Annotated in this window: 19 protein-coding genes; 8 read left to right on the forward strand and 11 right to left on the reverse strand. The window is 60.3% G+C overall.

Annotated features, from left to right (window positions below; genetic code table 11):
* Window positions 1-29: 29 nt before the first annotated feature.
* Window positions 30-776 carry a class I SAM-dependent methyltransferase gene (locus tag G5193_RS20615; protein WP_421207182.1) on the forward strand — a complete coding sequence of 249 codons (747 nt, stop codon included), beginning with the start codon at window positions 30-32 and terminating at the stop codon, window positions 774-776.
* 59 nt (window positions 777-835) lie between these two features.
* Here the strand turns inward: G5193_RS20615 and G5193_RS20620 are convergent, their stop codons facing one another.
* The 4 genes from G5193_RS20620 to rhlB form a co-directional block, all read right to left on the reverse strand.
* The gene (locus G5193_RS20620) at window positions 836-1,105 is read right to left on the reverse strand and encodes a Rho-binding antiterminator (RefSeq protein WP_323913210.1); all 270 of its coding nucleotides are present in this window, start codon (window positions 1,103-1,105) and stop codon (window positions 836-838) included.
* 25 nt (window positions 1,106-1,130) lie between these two features.
* Window positions 1,131-2,108 (reverse strand): DUF4382 domain-containing protein, encoded by a 978-nt coding sequence (locus G5193_RS20625; protein ID WP_421207184.1) that lies wholly within the window; start codon window positions 2,106-2,108, stop codon window positions 1,131-1,133.
* A gap of 195 nt (window positions 2,109-2,303) precedes the next feature.
* Window positions 2,304-3,794, reverse strand: coding sequence for a guanosine-5'-triphosphate,3'-diphosphate diphosphatase (gene gppA, locus G5193_RS20630; protein WP_227341662.1), 1,491 nt, complete (start codon window positions 3,792-3,794; stop codon window positions 2,304-2,306).
* A gap of 11 nt (window positions 3,795-3,805) precedes the next feature.
* Window positions 3,806-5,095: an ATP-dependent RNA helicase RhlB gene (rhlB, locus tag G5193_RS20635; protein ID WP_005339414.1), complete on the reverse strand. Its 1,290-nt coding sequence runs from the start codon at window positions 5,093-5,095 to the stop codon at window positions 3,806-3,808.
* A 113-nt stretch (window positions 5,096-5,208) separates the two neighbouring features.
* On the opposite strand from rhlB, the gene trxA reads away from it, so the two are divergent.
* From trxA to G5193_RS20665, 6 genes are all read left to right on the forward strand, one after another.
* The gene (gene trxA / locus G5193_RS20640) at window positions 5,209-5,535 is read left to right on the forward strand and encodes a thioredoxin TrxA (protein ID WP_005339416.1); all 327 of its coding nucleotides are present in this window, start codon (window positions 5,209-5,211) and stop codon (window positions 5,533-5,535) included.
* A gap of 204 nt (window positions 5,536-5,739) precedes the next feature.
* Window positions 5,740-7,005, forward strand: a complete 1,266-nt coding sequence (gene rho / locus G5193_RS20645; RefSeq protein WP_005342418.1) for a transcription termination factor Rho — start codon at window positions 5,740-5,742, stop codon at window positions 7,003-7,005.
* A gap of 108 nt (window positions 7,006-7,113) precedes the next feature.
* Window positions 7,114-8,106, forward strand: a complete 993-nt coding sequence (locus tag G5193_RS20650; protein WP_421207186.1) for a hypothetical protein — start codon at window positions 7,114-7,116, stop codon at window positions 8,104-8,106.
* A 33-nt stretch (window positions 8,107-8,139) separates the two neighbouring features.
* A complete protein-coding gene (gene ubiD, locus G5193_RS20655) occupies window positions 8,140-9,609 on the forward strand; it encodes a 4-hydroxy-3-polyprenylbenzoate decarboxylase (protein ID WP_005339421.1) in 1,470 nt (489 codons plus the stop codon).
* 146 nt (window positions 9,610-9,755) lie between these two features.
* Window positions 9,756-10,454, forward strand: a complete 699-nt coding sequence (gene fre, locus G5193_RS20660) for an NAD(P)H-flavin reductase (protein WP_042054686.1) — start codon at window positions 9,756-9,758, stop codon at window positions 10,452-10,454.
* Between the two features lie 218 nt (window positions 10,455-10,672).
* Window positions 10,673-11,686, forward strand: coding sequence for a diguanylate cyclase domain-containing protein (locus G5193_RS20665; protein WP_421207189.1), 1,014 nt, complete (start codon window positions 10,673-10,675; stop codon window positions 11,684-11,686).
* A 54-nt stretch (window positions 11,687-11,740) separates the two neighbouring features.
* Here G5193_RS20665 and ubiK read toward each other — a convergent pair whose 3' ends face one another.
* The gene (gene ubiK, locus G5193_RS20670) at window positions 11,741-11,998 is read right to left on the reverse strand and encodes a ubiquinone biosynthesis accessory factor UbiK (RefSeq protein WP_005339429.1); all 258 of its coding nucleotides are present in this window, start codon (window positions 11,996-11,998) and stop codon (window positions 11,741-11,743) included.
* 300 nt (window positions 11,999-12,298) lie between these two features.
* Here ubiK and G5193_RS20675 point away from each other — a divergent pair, with 300 nt between their 5' ends.
* A complete protein-coding gene (locus G5193_RS20675) occupies window positions 12,299-14,743 on the forward strand; it encodes a VolA/Pla-1 family phospholipase (protein WP_421207190.1) in 2,445 nt (814 codons plus the stop codon).
* A gap of 66 nt (window positions 14,744-14,809) precedes the next feature.
* On the opposite strand, the gene glpG is transcribed toward G5193_RS20675, so the two are convergent.
* The 6 genes from glpG to livH form a co-directional block, all read right to left on the reverse strand.
* Window positions 14,810-15,643: a rhomboid family intramembrane serine protease GlpG gene (glpG, locus tag G5193_RS20680; RefSeq protein WP_265774920.1), complete on the reverse strand. Its 834-nt coding sequence runs from the start codon at window positions 15,641-15,643 to the stop codon at window positions 14,810-14,812.
* Entirely contained in the window at window positions 15,640-15,963 is a 324-nt protein-coding gene (gene glpE, locus G5193_RS20685) for a thiosulfate sulfurtransferase GlpE (RefSeq protein WP_005355913.1), read from the reverse strand. Before glpE ends, glpG begins: the two co-directional genes overlap by 4 nt.
* A gap of 122 nt (window positions 15,964-16,085) precedes the next feature.
* Window positions 16,086-16,787, reverse strand: coding sequence for an ABC transporter ATP-binding protein (locus G5193_RS20690; protein WP_005339433.1), 702 nt, complete (start codon window positions 16,785-16,787; stop codon window positions 16,086-16,088).
* A gap of 10 nt (window positions 16,788-16,797) precedes the next feature.
* The gene (gene livG / locus G5193_RS20695; protein ID WP_005339435.1) at window positions 16,798-17,571 is read right to left on the reverse strand and encodes a high-affinity branched-chain amino acid ABC transporter ATP-binding protein LivG; all 774 of its coding nucleotides are present in this window, start codon (window positions 17,569-17,571) and stop codon (window positions 16,798-16,800) included.
* The gene (locus G5193_RS20700) at window positions 17,568-18,836 is read right to left on the reverse strand and encodes a high-affinity branched-chain amino acid ABC transporter permease LivM (RefSeq protein ID WP_421207193.1); all 1,269 of its coding nucleotides are present in this window, start codon (window positions 18,834-18,836) and stop codon (window positions 17,568-17,570) included. Before G5193_RS20700 ends, livG begins: the two co-directional genes overlap by 4 nt.
* Entirely contained in the window at window positions 18,836-19,762 is a 927-nt protein-coding gene (gene livH / locus G5193_RS20705; protein WP_421207195.1) for a high-affinity branched-chain amino acid ABC transporter permease LivH, read from the reverse strand. The genes G5193_RS20700 and livH overlap by 1 nt, the downstream gene beginning before the upstream one ends.
* Window positions 19,763-19,776: the final 14 nt, after the last annotated feature.

The raw sequence follows: 19,776 nt of genomic DNA on the forward strand, positions 1-19,776 counted from the left end.
TCACTGAACTTAGAACGCATCCAGAGACCATGCAAATCCTCCTCGAAGACCCCGCCAAGGCCGCGCAGGCAGACGCGCTGGCCAGCCAGCTTGGCCAGATCGACCTTCCCCTGTTTGCTCTGGTGTTTACCCCGGAGCGGCTGGAGTTGCGCAAGCTGGATGAGCCCAAGCTGAGGGCCGTCTATGTGGATTTCGTCGAAGGGGCCGTCGCCCATCGCCGCAAATTTGGCGGCGGTCGTGGCCAGTCCATCGCCAAGGCAGTGGGGCTCAAGGCCGGCGCCACACCGACCGTAGTGGATGCCACTGCCGGACTGGGGCGTGATGCCTTCGTTCTGGCTTCTCTTGGTTGCAAGGTGACCCTGATCGAACGCAGCCCTGTGGTAGCCGCCCTGCTGCAGGATGGTCTGGCTCGAGCCGCCGAAGACCCGGAGATTGGCCCCTGGGTGCGCGAGCGGATGCAGTTGCTGCACGGCCCGGCGGTGGAGACCTTGCTAGGGCTAACCGAGCGGCCTGACGTCATCTACCTCGACCCCATGTTCCCCCACAAACAGAAGTCGGCGCTGGTGAAAAAAGAGATGCGGGTGTTTCAGTCGCTGGTGGGGCCGGATCTTGACGCCGATGCCCTGCTGCCGGCGGCGCTGAAGATGGCACAAAAGCGGGTAGTGGTGAAGCGACCGGACTATGCTGGCTGGCTCAATGAGCACAAACCCAGCATGGCTATCGAGACCAAGAGCAACCGCTTTGACGTCTATGTGATGGCGGCGCTGGCGGGATAACGCCGCACGCGAGGGGTAAAAGAAGAGGGCCAACCCGATGGGGTTGGCCCTCTTGCCATCTATTGGCCGTCGGCTGGGGCCGGCGGGGTAAAGCGGATCAGTTTTTCCTCCCCCTGCCAGCTGAGCACCATGGTGACCAGCTCCGCCAGACTGAGCCGTTCGCCACTGTGCAGCAGCAGGTACTCGATCCCTTCTCTGGCCTCGATGGTGCGGATCTTGTCCGCCCACTGGCGGCCATCCCGGTCGGTGAGGGTGACTGGCAACTGCCAGCTGGCGGCGATCTCCAGCCAGTCGTAGAGATCGCAACTGATGGGTTGGTAGGTGTTCATGTGCGGGTTGCCCTCTTGTCGCCGGTTACTGGAAATTGATGATGGTGGCGGGCGCCACCACCGCCTGGGCTTTCTGCACCTGTTCCAGTTGCAGCGGGTCGCCAGCCAGCGCCGGATCGTCCTCGTGGCCATTGCAGACCAGCGCCAGATCGTAGCTACCGAGATTAACAAATCCCAACTCGTAACCAAAGCCGCCACCGCTTTGCGGCAACACGGGCGCGCTGGCATAGAAGCCGTTGTCGCTGTCCGCCATGTCGGGGTAGTTGTCGTCACTTCTGGGTTGGTAGAAGTAGACGAAAGCCTTGTCGGTCAGCAGGCCGCCACACAAGCCAGCTGCTACCGTGCCCCTGACGATGGTGACCTGGGTGTTATTCACCAGCCGCACCCCTCTGGGCTTGAGCTTGTAGTACTGCTCGTGGCCGGGCAGCACCATGGCCTGGCGCAGGTCGAACTCGGTGGTGAAGGCGCTGAGGCCGTTTGCTGCGATGGTGAAGGCATCCAGCTTGAGCTCGCTGCTTGGCACTTCCAGCGGCTTGATCCCCCCATCATCCCGTTTGACGTAGGAGTAGGGGGTGCCATTCAGAAATTGGTTGCTGACCTCCCGTCCATCCAGTATCCGCAACCTCATCTGGCTGTAGTCACCGGGCATCACGCTCTGACCGGACAGCAGGGGGCGACTGGCGGATCCTTGATAACTCAGCAGGTCGATGTAGGTGAACTGCGGCCAGTCTGCACTGTCGAGCGGTATCGTCTCGCCGCTCGGGGTGCAGCCATCGTCCTGGGCCGAGGTGAGAAAACTGGCGGTGGTCCAGATCTGTTCGTTGCCGGCGACGGGGTGGATGCTGATGTTGGCGACGGCGATGCAGACCTTGCTGACCGCATCCACCGGGGCGTCGGAGAAGGCCAGCGAGAGCTGGGCTGGTTGTGGTTGGCTATTGCTGTCGCCACCACCGCCGCAGGCGGTGAGCAGGGTGGTCAGTCCGATCAGAGTCAAGGATTTCATGGCGTCCATTCCGGTTGGTTATGAAGACACCCCAACTCTAGTCGAACGTTGGTCATGAAGGGGAGGCTGGGCCCAGACGCAAGGGCGGGATCTGCCCGTCAGCCCAATAACATCAAGGTGCAGGCCTGAGTAGCACCAGTGTTGGCAGCGAAAGAGATTTTCGGAACGCCGGGGCACTGATTGGGCGTGGCCCAATCAGGCTTCCAGCAGGCGGGTGGGCCAGCCCATCTTCTGCTGGCGCTCTACCTCGAGGCGCAGCTCGCTGGCGCGCAGGTAGTGCTCGTCCAGCCACCCCTTGGGCAGGGTCAGGGTCAGTGACTCCTCTTCTGCCTGCAGGGTGAAGCTGGGCACTGTGCCCTGGGTACGGCGCATGCAGAGGATCAGCGCGATGCGCAGGATACGGGCCAGCCGGATCGCCTGACGACCGGTGACGGCACCCTGTTTCTCCAGTGGTTCCAGCTTGAATTCGTCCCGCTGGTTGAACAGCAGGGCCGACAACAGCTTCTTTTGCGCGGGAGTAAAGCCCGGCATGTCGATGTTGTCGATGATGTAGGCGGCGTGTTGCGGCGCCTTCTTGTATTCGATACAGAGGCCGATCTCATGCAGCAGGGCGGCATAACGCAAAATCGGGCGACCGTAGCGTTTGGAGAGTCGCCAGGCCGGTTGCAGCTGGTTGAACGCCTCGACGGCGGTATCGCGCACCCGTTCGGCGTGCTCTTTATCCAGCTGATAGCGGCTGATCAGGCTGTCGGCGGTGCGATCCCGGGCATCACAGTCGTGATTGTTGCCAAGCAGACCGTAGATCAGTCCTTCGCGCAGGGCGCCACCCGCCAGCGTCATGCTCTCGATATCGAGGGTTTCGAAGATGGCGATCAGGATGGCAAGGCCGGAGGGGAACACGGTCAGCCGTTCGGCCGCCAGCCCTTCCAGTTGCAGCCGGTCGAGCTTGCCGCAGGCGATGGCCTGACCCATCAGCTCCTGCAACTTCGGCAGGGTGACCCGCTCGCTCTTCCCTTGCGCCAGCATGATCTCTTGCAGCGCCTGTACCGTGCCGGAGGCGCCGACGCAGGTGCGCCAGCCGAGGGCGCGGTAATCTTCCGCCACCTTCTCCAGCACCGTCTTGGCGGCGGCAATCGCCTGCTCGAAACGGGCTTCGGAGAGCTCGCCATCACCGAAGTGATTGTTGAGCCAGGTGACGCAGCCCATGTGCAGGCTGTTGAGCAGTTTTGCTTCGCTATGTTCGCCGATCACCAGTTCGGTACTGGCGCCGCCGATGTCGATCACCAGCCGGTTGCCTTCCCCGGCAGAGGTCCAGGAGACCCCTTCATAGATGGTCTTGGCCTCTTCCTCGCCCGAGATGATCTCGATGCTGTGGTTGAGCACCCGTTCCGCTTCGCTGAGGAACTCGTCGACGTTGGTGGCCAGCCGCAGGGTGGCGGTGCCCACCACCCGGATATTGTCGGCCGGAATGTCCTGCAATTGTTCGGAGAAGAGACGCAAACAGTCCCAGCCCCGCTCCATGGCGGCACGGCTGAGACGAAATTCCGGATCAAGCCCTGCTGCGAGGCGAACCTTGCGCTTTACCTTGGCGACGGTGCGCAGGGCACCGGCGACCTCGCGCACCACCAGCATATGAAAGCTGTTGGAGCCGAGGTCGATGGCGGCATAGAGAGGCGAGTTGTGCAACGGGCCTGTCCTTAGCTCTTGCGCGGCGGACGACGACGGTTGTTGCTGTTGCCACCGCCCTGACGATCCCGCATGTTGCGGTTCACCGGCTGACGGTTGCGGAACACCCGTTTCGGCGGGGTCACGTCATCCAGCAGCGCTTCGCGATCATATTTGCTGACCGGAATTGCGTGGTGGATGTACTCCTCGATGGCCGGCAGGTTGAAGGCATAGTCTTCACAGGCCAGGCTGATTGAGTGACCGCTCTTGCCGGCACGACCGGTACGACCGATGCGGTGTACATAGTCTTCAGCGTCGTCGGGCAGGTCATAGTTGAAGACGTGGGTCACGTCAGGGATGTGCAGACCACGGGCGGCCACGTCGGTGGCGACCAGAATATCGAGCGCACCCTTGGTGAAATCCTCGAGGATCTTCATCCGTTTCTTCTGCGGCACATCACCGGTCAGCAGACCGACGCGGTGGCCGTCATTCTCCAGCCAGGCATGGACGTCTTCACAGACATGCTTGGTGTTGGCGAAGACGATGGCTTTTTCCGGCCACTCCTCTTCCATCAGGGAGAGCAGCAGCAACATCTTGTCTTCATTGGAGGGGTAGAACAGCTCCTCCTTGATCCGCACGCCGGTCATCTGCTCCGGCTCGACCTGCACATGTTCCGGGTGGTTCATGTGTTCGTATGCCAACTCCTGCACACGCAGGGAGAGGGTGGCGGAGAACAGCATGCTCAGACGCTCGGTCGCGGGCGGCATGCGGCGGAACAGGAAGCGGATGTCCTTGATGAAGCCCAGATCGAACATGCGATCTGCTTCGTCCAGTACCACGACCTGAATGTTGCTCAGATCGATGACCTTGGACTTGAAGTAGTCGATGATGCGGCCTGTGGTGCCGATCAGGATGTCGACGCCCTGCTCCAGCACGGCCAGCTGCTTGTCGTAACCTTCGCCGCCGTAGGCGAGGCCGAGTTTCAGGCCGGTAGAAGCGGCGATGCTGTCGGCATCGTTATAGATCTGTACTGCCAGTTCCCGGGTGGGTGCCATGATGATGGCTCTGGGTTGGTTAACCAGACGGGGCTTGGTCAGCGGGTGAGTCAGCAAATAGTTGAATGTCGCGGCCAGGAAGGCAATGGTCTTGCCGGTTCCTGTCTGGGCCTGACCGGCGAGGTCATGGCCCTCTACCAGCAGTGGCAGGGAGAGTGCCTGGATGGGGGTGCAATAGTGAAATCCCTTTGATTCCAGACCAGCCAGAACTTCGGGTTCGAGGCCCATTTGGGCGAATTTGTCGGTCGTTAAGTGTGTTTTGCTCATGGCGGTAGGTTATCAGGTTAGGCTTGCAATAATAAACAGGATCATTTCAAATAGGGCAACTATTGCCTTTATTGACGAGTCAATAAAGCCTTATTTACTGACTGGAGTTGGAGATGAGTGACAAGATTGTTCAGCTGAGCGATGCCAGCTTCGAGGCAGATGTAATCAAAGCCGATGGCGCCGTTCTGGTCGACTTCTGGGCCGAGTGGTGTGGTCCGTGCAAGATGATTGCCCCGATCCTGGAAGAAGTTGCCCAAGAGTACGAAGGTCGCGTGACCGTAGCCAAACTGAACATCGACCATAACTCTGATACTCCGCCCAAGTACGGCATTCGTGGTATCCCGACCCTCTTGCTGTTCAAGAATGGCGAAGTGGCAGCGACCAAGGTCGGTGCACTGTCCAAGACTCAGCTGAAAGAGTTCCTGGACGGCAACCTGTAATAATTAAAGAGGAGCGCATTGCAATAATGCGCTCCTTGTGTTTTATCACCTAGACGCTCATCCCGATTGGTGCTAGTTTATCGCTCGTTTGCTAACCTTTTTGCCTGACTCTTTGCTAACCACAGCCTGGCAATCAAATCCGATCAGCATCAATCCAGCAGACTGTCTCCTCATTTCAATCCTTGCTTACAGACTTTCACCACTATGAATCTGACTGAATTAAAGAACACTCCTGTGTCCGAGCTGGTCAAGCTTGGCGAATCCATGGGGTTGGAAAATCTGGCTCGGGCGCACAAGAAAGATATTATTTTTGCAATCCTCAAGGCGCACGCCAAGGGTGGTGAAGATATCTTTGGCGACGGTGTGCTGGAAATCCTGACCGATGGTTTCGGCTTCCTGCGCAGTGCAGACGGCTCCTATCTGGCAGGCCCTGACGATATCTACGTCTCCCCGAGCCAGATCCGCCGCTTCAACCTGCGTACCGGCGATACCATCTCCGGCAAGATCCGGCCACCGAAAGAGGGCGAACGCTACTTCGCACTGCTCAAGGTCAATGAGGTCAACTACGACCGTCCGGAAAACTCCCGCAACAAGATCCTGTTTGAAAACCTTACCCCCCTGCATGCCAACGAACGTCTGCGCATGGAACGGGGTAATGGCTCTACCGAAGATATCACCGCCCGTGTACTGGACCTGGCTTCCCCCATCGGTAAAGGCCAGCGTGGCCTGATCGTGGCGCCGCCCAAGGCCGGTAAGACCATGCTGCTGCAGAACATCGCCCAGAGCATCGCCTACAACCACCCGGACTGTGAACTGATCGTTCTGCTGATCGACGAGCGTCCGGAAGAGGTGACCGAGATGCAGCGGATGGTGAAAGGTGAAGTGATCGCTTCCACCTTTGACGAGCCTGCTTCCCGTCACGTTCAGGTTGCCGAAATGGTGATCGAGAAGGCCAAGCGTCTGGTCGAGCACAAGAAAGATGTGGTGATCCTGCTGGACTCCATCACCCGTCTGGCTCGCGCCTACAACACCGTTATCCCGTCATCCGGCAAGGTACTGACCGGTGGTGTGGACGCCAACGCCCTGCACCGTCCCAAGCGCTTCTTCGGCGCCGCGCGTAATGTTGAAGAGGGCGGCAGCCTGACCATCATCGCCACCGCGCTGATCGATACCGGCTCCAAGATGGATGAAGTCATCTACGAAGAGTTCAAGGGTACCGGCAACATGGAACTGCACCTCTCGCGCAAGATTGCCGAGAAGCGTGTCTACCCGGCCATCGACATCACCCGCTCCGGCACCCGCAAGGAAGAGCTGCTGACCACTGGTGACGAGCTGCAGAAGATGTGGATCCTGCGCAAGATTGTCCACCCGATGGGCGAGATCGACGGTATCGAGTTCCTCATCGACAAGCTGGCGATGACCAAGACCAACGACGAGTTCTTCGACGCCATGCGGCGCCAGCAGAAGTAAGTCCGGTCAGAAAATGACGAAACCGCGGCCCTGGTCGCGGTTTTTGTTTATCTGTTTTCCGGTTGCCCTAGTAGTATGAGATCCCGATGTCGCATGGATGGAGACGTCATGAAGCCTGTTGTCTGGTTATTGCTGGGATTGCTGAGTGCAATGCCAGTCTGTGCGCAGAGTGCTCCGGCTACGGTGACAGCCGAGACGCTGCAGACGCATCGGCACTATCTGGCGAGCCGTCTGCAGCAAGGACAATTTGCCGCCATCGACTCTCTGCTGGCGACCCTGAGCCGCGAGCAGCGGGAGTTCCTGCTGTTGCAGCTGCTGCGGGATATTCCGGTTACCGCTCCTGCGTCCCCCGCGTTGCAACGCTGGGTCGAGGCACAGGCCGACAAGGCTCCAGAGTGGCTGCAGGAGCAGCAGGTAGACGGTTTTCTGGTGCAGCAACCTGTCTACGATTTTGCCGCGCAGGCCCGTCAGTTGCTGGGCGAATGGCAACTGCACTCATTGGTGCAGCGTTATCAGCAGCAACTTGCCCAGGGCAACTTCCAGCTAAAGTCCATCTACTACAGCAGTAACCCCGATATTGCCATGCAGCAGCAAGCTCTGTTGCTGGCCCTCGACGCCTTGCCGCAATCGATCTGGATGCGGGAGGCGCAAGCGCTGGCCAGCCGGAATATCTATCTGCCCGACAATCAGCTGTTGCTCCATCTGCTGCTGCGCACAGGTGAACCGGCGCTCTATGGCATGTTGTGGCGGCGGCCGGCAGATCAGGATGCGCTGCGCGCACTCGCCACCATCAACCGCTTCCATCATGGCAATACGGCCAGCTCCCTGCTGATTGCCGCCAGCGGCAATCCCGGTTTGAGAGAGCCGGCCCTGCGCCAGCTGAGCGCCCTCTCTCCTTTGCCGCCACAAGCCCAGAAATACCTGCTGGCCGAGCTCTCCAACCGCCAATACGGGGCGCTGGTGGCCGGTCTATTGATGGAGGTGGATGAACCCCAGTTGCTCTCCGGTCTTGCCAGACGCCTCGGCCAGCGTGATCTCCCCCCCGCAGCACCGAGTCTGCTGCCTGATTCGGGTACACCCGATGGGCAGCCAGGGTTATAATGCGTGACCTCCTGAACCCGGTTGGGAACTTGCATGAAATACAAGGATTTGCGTGATTTCATCGCGCAGCTGGAACAAAACGGACAACTCAAGCGCATCACCCGCGAGATAGACCCCTATCTGGAGATGACCGAGATCAGCGATCGCACCCTGCGTGCGGGTGGCCCGGCTCTGCTGTTCGAAAATCCCAAAGGCTACACCATGCCGGTGCTGACCAATTTGTTCGGCACCCCGGATCGGGTTGCCATGGGCATGGGGCAGCCCGATGTGGGCGCTCTGCGTCAGGTCGGGGTCTGGCTCTCCTATCTCAAGGAGCCCGAGCCGCCCAAGGGATTCAAGGAGCTGATGGAGAAGCTGCCGATCTTCAAGCAGGTGCTCAACATGCCGACCAAGCGCCTCTCTTCCGCCCCCTGCCAGCAGGTGGTGCAGGAGGGAGATGCGGTCGATCTCGACCAGATCCCGATCCAGCACTGCTGGCCCGGCGATGTGGCGCCGCTGGTCACCTGGGGCCTCACCATCACCCGCGGCCCCTACAAGAAGCGCCAGAACCTCGGCATCTATCGCCAGCAGAAGATCGCCAAAAACAAGCTGATCATGCGCTGGCTGGATCATCGTGGCGGTGCCATCGATTTTCGCGAGTGGCAGGAGGCCCACCCGGGCGAGCGATTCCCGGTGGTGGTGGCACTCGGTGCCGATCCGGCGACCATTCTCGGCGCGGTGACGCCGGTGCCGGATACTCTCTCCGAATATGCCTTTGCCGGTCTGCTGCGCGGCAGCCGTACCGAGGTGATCAAGGCCATCAGCTGCGATCTGGAGGTGCCCGCCAGCGCCGAGATCGTGCTGGAAGGCTATCTGGAGCCGGGTGAGATGGCGCCGGAAGGGCCCTATGGCGACCACACCGGTTACTACAACGAGGTGGACGAGTTCCCGGTCTTTACCATCACCCACATCACCAAGCGGCGCGATGCCATCTATCACAGCACCTACACCGGCCGTCCGCCCGATGAACCGGCGGTACTGGGTCTGGCGCTGAACGAGGTGTTCGTGCCGCTGCTGCAGAAGCAGTTCCCCGAGATTGTGGACTTCTATCTGCCGCCGGAGGGGTGCTCCTACCGGATGGCGGTGGTGACCATCAAGAAGCGTTACCCGGGCCACGCCAAGAGGGTGATGCTGGGAGTCTGGTCCTTCCTGCGCCAGTTTATGTACACCAAGTTCGTGGTGGTGTGTGACGATGACGTCAACGCCCGCGACTGGAAGGATGTGATCTGGGCCATCACCACCCGGATGGACCCGGCACGGGACACCACCTTGATCGAGCATACGCCGATCGACTATCTGGACTTCGCCTCGCCGGTCTCCGGCCTCGGCTCCAAAATGGGGCTGGATGCCACCAACAAGTGGCCGGGCGAGACCAATCGGGAGTGGGGTCAGCCCATAGTTCAGGATGAGGCGGTGAAGCAGAAGGTCGATGCCATCTGGGATGAGCTCAATATCCTCGGATGAGGCAAACATGACAGCTTTGCTGCAAAAAGTGATGCGATCCGCATTGATTTGAGTATTCTCGACTGACGGGGCCAGGGCTGCTGGTCGTCACTCCATAGTGAAACAATGAGCGAAGCGGGCCGAGCGAGCCCGCCACAAGGACAAGAATGCAACGTATCAAATGCCGCGTAGAGGAACTGCGCGAATATGTCGACACCATCTGGCATGTGGCTCTGACGCCGCAGCAAGCGATCAGCTTCAAGCCGGGCCAGTATCTGCTGGTGGTGATGAGCGATTCGGACAAGCGCCCCTTCTCCATCGCCAACTCGCCGACCCGCCCGGGCGTGCTGGAGCTGCAAATTGGTGCCACTCCCGAGAACGCCTATGCCGGTCAGGTGCTGGCCCGCATGCGCGAGCAGGGGGAGATCGAGGTCGAATTGCCGGCTGGCAAGGCGTTCCTGCGCGATGAGTCTCCCCGTCCGCTGATCCTGATGGCGGGCGGCACCGGCTTCTCTTACGCCCGCTCCATTCTGGAATATCTGATCGACACAGGCAGCAAGCGCCCGGTGTTCTTCTACTGGGGGGTGCGTCAGGCTCACTGGCTCTACGAACTGGAGCAGATGCAGCAGTGGGAGCGTGACTATGCGCCGCTCACCTTTATCCCGGTGGTGCAGGAGCCGGATGCTGACTGGACCGGCAAGAGCGGACTGGTGCACAAGGCGATCATGGATGACTTCGTCAGCCTCCACGACTACGACATCTATGTCGCCGGTCGCTTCGAGATGGCGGGGGCCGCGCGTGAGGAGTTCAAGATCCTCGGCGCCGAGCCGGAGCGCATCTTCGGTGACGCCTACGAATTTATCTGACGGGATCCCCGCTTGGATGACGCAGCCCCCGGTTTTGCCGGGGGCTTTTGTTTTTGTGGCTGCCGCAGTACCTGATCGTACCGAATGGTTGGATTATCGCGGCGTTATCCCATTATTTTTCAATATATTGGCTATGAATGGCTACTAATCTGGCTTGGCTGGTGGCATCTTTGTTTGGATTGACAAGAGCATCCATAGAGCAAGCACAAGGAGGCGCAGTGTTAAGCAAAGAGGCAAGGGGGCAACCCGGGTATGATCGGGAGGCACCCTGCGCGACTGAGCTGGCCGCCATGCCGGAACCCTCCTCCGGTGGTGATGCGTTTGCCCGTTTGCAGGCAGAGATCGCCGCTTTGCAGCATGAAAACGGCCTGTTGCAGGAGAAGCTCAATGCCGCCCTCGATGGCACCGGCATCTGTCTCTGGCAGGGCACCATTCCCACCGGCGAACTGCGGGTCTTCAATCTGCAGAACTTTCAGGCTGGCGATATGGCCCCTCATTTCGATCAGTGGAGCGCCAAGCTCCATCCCGACGATCGCGCCCATGCCATGGGCAGCTACTTTGCCCACCTTGAGAGGAAAACGCCCTTCTACGAAGCTGAATACCGCACCATCAGCCCGGCCGGGGAGATCACCTGGCTGTGGGATCGTGGTCGCGTAGTGGAGTGGGATGATGAGGGCAGGCCATTGCGGATCATGGGCTCCCATATCGATATCACCCAGCGCAAGGCTTATGAGCAGCGGCTGGCAGAGCGTGCCAACTGCGATGCGCTCACCGGCCTGCTCAACCGGCAGGGATTTGGCAAGGCGTTCGCTCTACAGCCGCCACAAGGGACGGGGGCACTGCTCTTTATCGATCTGGATGACTTCAAGGGGATCAATGACCAGTTGGGCCACGCTTGTGGTGATCAGGTACTGCAGCAGATGGCGGATTGGCTGCGTCTCATTATGCCGGGCTCTGCCCTGTGCGGCCGTTACGGCGGTGACGAGTTTGTGGTTTATCTGCATCGTGATGTATCAAACCATGCTCTGGCTCATCTGGCCGATGCCCTGATCTGCCGGATGCATGGTTACGTGCCCAAACCCGGTTGCCCGCAGCGGGTGGGGCTGAGTATCGGCATCGCCCTGTGGGAGGAGCAACCATTGAGCTTCCGACAGGCATTGGAGGTGGCCGACCGGGCCATGTACGAGGCCAAGGCGCGCGGCAAGCGGGCCTGGTATCTGCTTCAGGTGTGATGCTTTTTACAGGTTCAATACAAAGCAAAAACCCCAGCTGAGCTGGGGTTTTCGTTATTCGCCTTTGGCGCCGAGCTGCTGCTCGAGCTGAGCCAGCTTGCTTTCGAGGGCGGCCAGTTTTTCCCGGGTACGCAGCAGCACCTTGGTCTGCACGTCGAACTCTTCACGGCTGACCAGATCCAGCTTGCCCAGCTGCGCTTGCAGTACCTGACGCATCTTCTTCTCGGCCTCTTCACCCATGCTGCGAATGCCGGGTGGCAGGGAGTTGTGCACCTGCTTGGCGATCTCTTCCAGTTTCTTCGGGTCGATCATGATGTCCTCCTTAAGCGTTGGCGGACATTCTACCGACAATTCCCTCACTTTGCCGAGATCGCGGCGGCTTTTTAGTCGTGATGGTGCCCGCTGGCTGGTCGGGTCTGGTTAATCACTCACTGTTGTTACCCTTGCGCCCCTTTGTTGACGTAAAACCTTGATTCTCGCCACAAACCTGAGCAGAAGATGACCAACATGAGTCTCGTTGGTTGTTGGTTTTATGTTAACGTCTTGCAGTCGCGGTCGTGATGGCCTCGTTGGCTGGTGATGGATAACAACCCTATAAAAAGAGAATAAAAAATGAAGAAGAAGCTAATTTATGCAGCTGTTGTCAGCGCTCTGCTGAGCGGATGTGGTGGAGATGACAACAAGGGAGATACTACCAGCTCCCTGGACTATGCCCTGAGTGGAGCCAATGGACTTCGCCCGAGTGTGCTGGCCCCCCGCGCCAGCGATGGTACCCTGAAGTTTTCGACAGAAACTGCTGATCTGTCGAACCCGGTATCGGCCCTCTCCACCCTTGATGGCTGGTCAACCACCCAACCCGTCCAGCTGGTACCGGCGACCGTGACCGGTGTCTCTGTGCCGGCCCCGGCGGCCAGCGAGTATGTCTCTGCCGTTGCGCCCCTCTACCTGCTGGAGCTGGTACTGGATCCGGTGACTCAGCGACCCGTTGGAGTGAAGAACAATAAGACTCTGACCTATGGCACTGACTTTGTGGTGAGTGATGGTGGCGGCAAACTCAATCTGGTTCCGCTCAAGCCGCTCAATCCCTCTTCCTACTACATGATCGTGGCGACCGACTCCCTCAAGGACAGTCGTGGTACGCCGCTCAAGGCCGGCGGTGATTACAGCAACTTCAAATCGACGGCTGGTGCAACCGCGCAGGAGCAGACCATCAGCAGCCTGATTGCGCTGCAGGAAGCGTTGTTCAAGGCCGCTACCGGGATTACCGGCGATCGAGTGATTTTCTCCGACTGGTTTGCCACCCAATCTGGCGCCGATGTGCTGCTGGCTGTGAAGGGAGCTGCGGCCACCGTGTTGCAGAGCCCGACCCTGGATGCCGCATCGTTGTGGAAGCAGGACGCCAAAGGCAACACCAGCCTGCCGGGGACCTATACGATTGATGCGCTCAATGGCGGGGTATCCTTCCTGACCCAGCTGGCGAACGAGCCATTCTTGCCTCAAGATGATCGGGATGCGATTGCTGCCGCTGTCGCTGCCAATGCCACATTGAACGGCATCGCGGCGGTGACCAAGGTGTATACCGGTGCCGTCAAGCTCCCTTACTTCCTCTCTACTCCAGCGATAGCCGGCTCCTGGGACAAGGCCAAGACCCAATCTTGGCATGGCGCCATTCTCAGCCTCTATGCCATCGCCAATGCGTTGAAAGCGGGTGATACCGAGGTGATCGGTGGGCTGGTCGGGGCGGGTGTGGACCCAGTACTGCTGGGTGAGCTGATCGCCGATCCGAGCCGTCAGGCCGATCTGCTGAGGGAGGCGAGCAAGCTGATCGGGGTGACCCTCACCTCGGGTGGCAAGCCGCTGGATGCCGAGCGCAATATCGGTCGTTTCAACCCGCTGCCGACCCTGACCGAAGTACAATCTGTACCGCTGCGGATCTTTGCCCCCACCACTGACCTCAGCACTGTCACCGATGTGATCATCTATCAGCACGGGGTCACCTCCATCAAGGAGAACGCCTATGCGCTGGCGCTGAGCCAGATAGGTGCCGGGTTAGACCCATCAGTGAACAAGGTGGTTGCTGTGGTGGTGATCGATCACCCGCTGCACGGTGAGCGTGGCTATGCCCTGAGCGGCAGCATGGATACCGTCACCACCTCCGAGAACCCGACTCCCTATCTGAATTTGGGTTATCTGACGGTGGCGCGGGACAACCTGAAACAGAGCGTGGCCGATCTGCTTGGCCTTCGCCTGGCTGTCGGTCTGGCCAATGCCAAGGGGCTGGGTGGCCAATTGGGTGGTGCTGGTCTGAAGGTGCATTTCCTCGGTCACTCACTCGGTGCCATTACCGGGGCCAATCTGCTGGCTGTAGCCAACCAGACCACCGGCAGTGCTCAGGCTGATGCCCTGTTCAAGTTCGATACCGGCGGTCTTGCGATGCCGGGTGGCGGCATCGCCCCGCTGCTGCTCAACTCGCCGAGCTTCGGGCCGACCATCAAGATGAGCGTGCTCACCTCGGGCAGTCCTGAGTTGAAGGCCGGGTTTGAGGCTTATGCTCCCGGTTGCCAGACGGCGGTGCCGACCTGTTTCGTGAACGAGTTCCTGCCCAGTCTGGATGCGGCTACTCAGGCGGGGGCTGCGAGCACCTTGCAGAGCTATACCTTTGCCGCCCAGTCAGTGCTGGACTCTGCCGACCCGATCAATCTGGGCAGTGGCGTCGCCAAGAGCTTCCCGCTGTTCGCCACCGAAATTGTTGGTGATGGGGCGCTCAGCTTACCGGATCAGGTGATCCCCAACAGCATCGCCTCCGCGCCTTTGGGTGGTACCGAGCCGCTGTTCCGGGTACTGGGTTTGCAAGAGCTGAAGGGTTCCGGCGTGCTCCCGGCGGGTCACCATGCTGCGCGCTTCCTGAAAGGGGGCCATAGCTCGCTGCTGGCCCCTGACGAGAACTTTGATCCGACTGGCGCGGTCACCACCGAGAGCCAGACCCAGTTCGCCAGCTTCTTTATGAGTGGCGGTGCGGCGGTCAAGGTGACTGACGACACCCTGCTCAAGCAGTAACTGCGCAGACCATAAGCAAACGCCGCCCTTCGGGGCGGCTTTCTCGTTTCTGAAACTGCTGAATAATCAGGTCGGCTGGTGGTTGCGATCCAGCCAGCCTTGCAGCAGGCCGACCAGCAGGCCGGTCAGGTGGGCGATGTTGGCGGTGCTGGTTCCGAGCATGTCGAAGAAGCCGAGCACCATCCAGAACAGCATAAAGCCCATCAGCGCCGGTGGCAGAGTCAGGCCACAGGCCGGTTGCAGCTTGCTGCGCAGCCAGCAGTAGCCGAGCAGGGCATAGACCACGCCGGAGAGGCCGCCAAACAGCGGGCCGCTGGCGAAGAACTCGGCGATATTGGGCAGGGCGGCGCCCACCAGCAGCAGGATCAGCAGCTTGCCGCTGCCAAGGCGCTGCTCGATCTGACCGCCGAGATACCACCACCACAGCAAGTTGAACACCAGATGGAGTACCGAGAAGTGGATCAGGGCGGGGGTGAAATAGCGCCACGCCTGCCAGTCGGTGAACTGGGCCAGCGTCGGGTGGAATGCCAGTTCATCGTAGATGGGTAGGCCGATGGCCTCGATGCCGTAGATGGCGAGGCAGGCGATGATCACCACCAGCGTCAGTGGCCCCGCCTGATGGAGGAAATCGGTGATGGGATCCGTCATCCCCTTGCTGTAGTCGATGCGGGCATCGGCGCGGCCGGATTGCCAGGAGGCTTCCATATAGCGCGGGTGGCCCGGCTCGGCCAGAAAGCGCTTCACCTCCAGCTGGGCTTGGGCAAGGCGTAGCTCGTCCGCCAACCAGATGGTGACCCCCAGCTCGGACTGGGTCAGCTCGCAGGAGATCCCCAGGGTCGCCAGATAGTCCACCAGCGCTTGTGCCATGCGGGCGTTGTCGAGCACTAGCAGCTGGATCATGCCTCGCCAGCCTCGATGGGAAACTCCCGGCGCCACGCCTCGAAACCGCCATCCAGACTGTAGACCTCGTCATAACCCTGTTGCAGCAGGTATTGGGCGGCCCCCTGACTGCTGTTGCCGTGATAGCACATCACGATGACCGGGGTATCGAAATCCACTTCGTTCATAAAGCGCACCAGGGTGCCGTTGGTGAGGTGGAAGGCGCCGACCGCGTGGGCCGCTTCAAAGGATTGCGGGTCGCGAATATCCACCAGACGGGCTTCACCCGCGCTCAGTTTCTGGTGGGCATCATGGGCATTGATATGGGCAAACTGGTCCATCGGGATGTCCTGCGAATAGGTTGATTACGGGCCAGTGTACCGCAAGCTTGGGCGCAAACTAACCCCACAAAAGATAAGGGAGCCAGCGGCTCCCTTGTTGATATGGCATGCGGGTGAGTGGGTTAACCGCCCAGATAAGCCTGCCGCACCGCCGGGTTGGCCAGCAGGGCGGCGCCCGTGTCTTGCAGCACCACGTGGCCGTTCTCCAGCACATAGCCGCGGTCGGCCAGCTTGAGCGCCTGGTTGGCGTTCTGTTCCACCAGAAAGATGGTCATCCCCTTCTGCCGCAACTGTTCGATGGTGTCGAAGATCTGCTGAATGACGATGGGGGCCAGCCCCAGCGAGGGTTCATCCAGCAGCAGCAGGCGCGGTTTGCTCATCAGGGCGCGGCCGATGGCCAGCATCTGCTGCTCGCCGCCGGACATGGTGCCTGCGCGCTGCTCCAGTCGCTCATGCAGGCGCGGGAACAGGGTGAACACCTGATCCAGCAGGCCATGCTGCTCGGCCTTGTCGACGAAGAAGGCGCCCATCAGCAGGTTCTCCTCCACCGTCAGGCGGGCGAAGATACGGCGCCCCTCCGGCACCACGGCGATATCCTTGCGCATGATGCGGGCGGTGGTGAGGGAGCTGATCTGTTCCCCCTCAAACCAGATGGAGCCGCTGCTGGGCTTGGGCTCGCCGCAGAGGGTCATCAGCAGGGTAGTCTTGCCCGCGCCGTTGGCGCCGATCAGGGTGACGATTTCCCCCTCTTTCACCTCGACGCTAACATCGTGCAGCGCCTGAATTTTGCCGTAGTGGGTCGATACGTTGCGAAGTTCTAACATCTTGTTTTCCTTACGACTCGCCCAGATAGGCCTTGATCACTGCCGGGTTGTTACGGATCTCATCCGGCTTGCCATGGGCCAGCGGGGTGCCCTGGCTGACCACGAAGATGCGGTTGGAGATGCCCATCACCAGCTTCATATCGTGTTCGATCAGCAGCACCGAGACCCCGAATTCGTCCCGCAGGCTCATGATCAGCTCGTCCAGTTCGTCGGTCTCCTTCGGGTTGAGACCGGCGGCCGGTTCATCCAGCATCAGCAGCTCGGGACGGGTCGCCATGCAGCGGGCGATCTCGAGGCGGCGCTGCTGACCGTAGGCCAGGTTGCCGGCGGCGCGGTTGGCGAGATCCTTGAGGCCCACTTTATCCAGCCAGAAGGCGGCCCGCTCCAGCCCCTCCTGCTCGGCACGGCGGAAGGCCGGGGTCTTGAACAGGCCGGCGATAAAGCTGGTGTTGAGGTGCTGGTGCTGGGCAACCAGCAGGTTCTCCACCGCTGTCATCTCCTTGAACAGCCGCACATGCTGGAAGGTACGCACAATCCCCTTGCGGGCGATGAGGTGGCCGGGCAGCCCCTGGATCTCCTCACCCTTGTAGCGGATGGTGCCGCCGCTCGGGCAGTAGAAACCGGTCAGGCAGTTGAAGATGGTGGTCTTGCCCGCACCGTTGGGGCCGATGATGGAGATCACCTCGCCCTTGTCGATATCCAGCTTGACCCCGTTGACGGCCAGCAGGCCACCGAAGCGCATCGACAAATCAGAGACTTCCATTAACTTCTGATGAGTACTCATTTCTTCAACTCCAGATGCGGACGGGTCATCGGCAGCAATCCTTGTGGCCGCCAGATCATCATGAACACCATCAAGAGGCCGAACATCAGCATGCGGTACTCGTTGAATTCGCGGGCCAGCTCCGGCAGCACCGTCATCACGATGGCAGCCAGCACCACTCCGATCTGCGAGCCCATGCCACCCAGCACTACGATCGCAAGCACTATGGCCGACTCGATAAAGACGAAGGATTCCGGGCTGATAAAGCCCTGCCGCGAGGCAAAGAAACTCCCCGCGAAGCCTGCGAAGGTGGCGCCTATGGTGAAGGCGGTCAGCTTGATGATGGTGGGGTTGAGCCCCAGCGATTTGCAGGCGATTTCGTCTTCCCGCAGCGCTTCCCAGGCGCGGCCCAGCGGCATGCGCAGCAGGCGGTTGATGACGAACAGGGTCACCACCACCAGCACCAGCGCCATCAGGTAGAGGAAGATCACCTTGTGGTTAGCGTTGTAGGTAATGCCGAAGAAGTTGTGGAAGGTATCAAAGCCGCCATCCTTGACGGTGCGGTTGAACTCCAGCCCCCCCAGGGTCGGTTTGGGAATACCGGAGATCCCGTTCGGGCCGCCGGTCAGGGTGGTCATGTTGTTGAGCAGGATGCGGATGATCTCGCCAAAACCCAGGGTGACGATGGCCAGATAGTCCCCCCGCAGCCGCAGCACCGGGAAACCGAGCAGGAAGCCGAAGGTAGCGGCCATCAGCCCGGCGATGGGCAGGCACTCCCAAAAGCTCAACCCAAAGTAGGTGTTGAGCAGGGCATAGCTGTAGGCGCCGACCGCGTAGAAGCCGACATAGCCGAGATCGAGCAGACCGGCGAGGCCGACCACCACGTTCAGCCCCAGCCCCAGCATGATGTAAATCAGGGTGAGGGTGGCGAGATCGATGGCGCCGCGAGAGGCCATAAAGGGCCAGCTCACCGCAAACAGCAGCACCAGCACGGCGGTGAGGTTATAGAGCTTGGGCGCCTCTTCCGGGCTCGGCAGCACCAGCTTGGTGAAGCCGACCGAGAAGCCGCTGATGGAGGCCTGAAACAGCTTGGCTATTTGGCCGCGCAGCATCTGGAACCAGAAAACAATGGTGGCGCCCCCCAGTAGCCAGGTCAGCGACACATCGAGGCGGCTCACTACCTGCAGGCTGGAGCCATCGGTCTCCAGCTTGAAGCCGAGCAGCCAGAAAGAGAGCACCAGCAGCACTAGGCTGGCGATACAGGCGTGGATCAATTGATGTTTCATCACACTTTCTCCACTTCCGGACGACCCAAGATGCCAGTAGGCATAAAGAGCAGCACAAAGATGAGCAGGGCAAACGCCATCACATCTTTGTACTCGGTGCTGAGATAACCGGCGGTGAGCGCTTCAACCACCCCCAGCAGCAGGCCGCCCAGTACGGCGCCCGGAATGCTGCCGATACCGCCCAATACTGCGGCAGTGAAGGCCTTCAGACCGGCCATAAAGCCGAGGTAGGGGTTGATGACGCCGTAATACATGCCGAGCAGCACCCCGGCGACGGCGGCCAGCGCGGCCCCCAGCACGAAGGTGATGGAGATGACTACATGGGTGTCGATGCCCAGCAGGTTGGCCATCTTGATATCTTCCGAACAGGCGCGGCAGGCGCGGCCCATGCGGGAGCGGCCGATGAACTGGGTCAGCGCCAGCATGGTGATGAAAGTCACCACGAAGATGATCAGCTGCATATAGGAGAGGCTGGCCTGAAAGCCATCCTCACCCCCTAGGGTCCAGCCGCCGGAGAGCAGGCTGGGCATGGCGATATCCCGCGAACCCTGTGCCATCCGCATCATGTTCTGCAGGAAGATCGACATGCCGATGGCGGAGATGAGAGGGATCAGCCGGTTGCCACCGCGCAGTGGCCGGTAGGCGACCCGCTCGATGCTCCAGCCATAGGTGCCGGTGATGATGATACTGACCAGGAAGGCGCCCCCCAGCAGTAGAAAGGTGCTGTCGATGCCCATCATCATGAGCCCCGCCATCACCATAAACGCGACATAGGAGCCGATCATGTACACCTCGCCGTGGGCGAAGTTGATCATGCCGATGATGCCATAGACCATGGTGTAACCAATGGCGATCAACGCATAGGTGCTGCCTATGGTTAATCCGTTCAGCAGTTGCTGAACCAGATAGAGGAGGTGTTCGGACATACTGCGTTCCCTGT

It is taken from the genome of Aeromonas sp. 601027, from assembly GCF_049174455.1.
GTDB lineage: Bacteria > Pseudomonadota > Gammaproteobacteria > Enterobacterales > Aeromonadaceae > Aeromonas > Aeromonas veronii_A.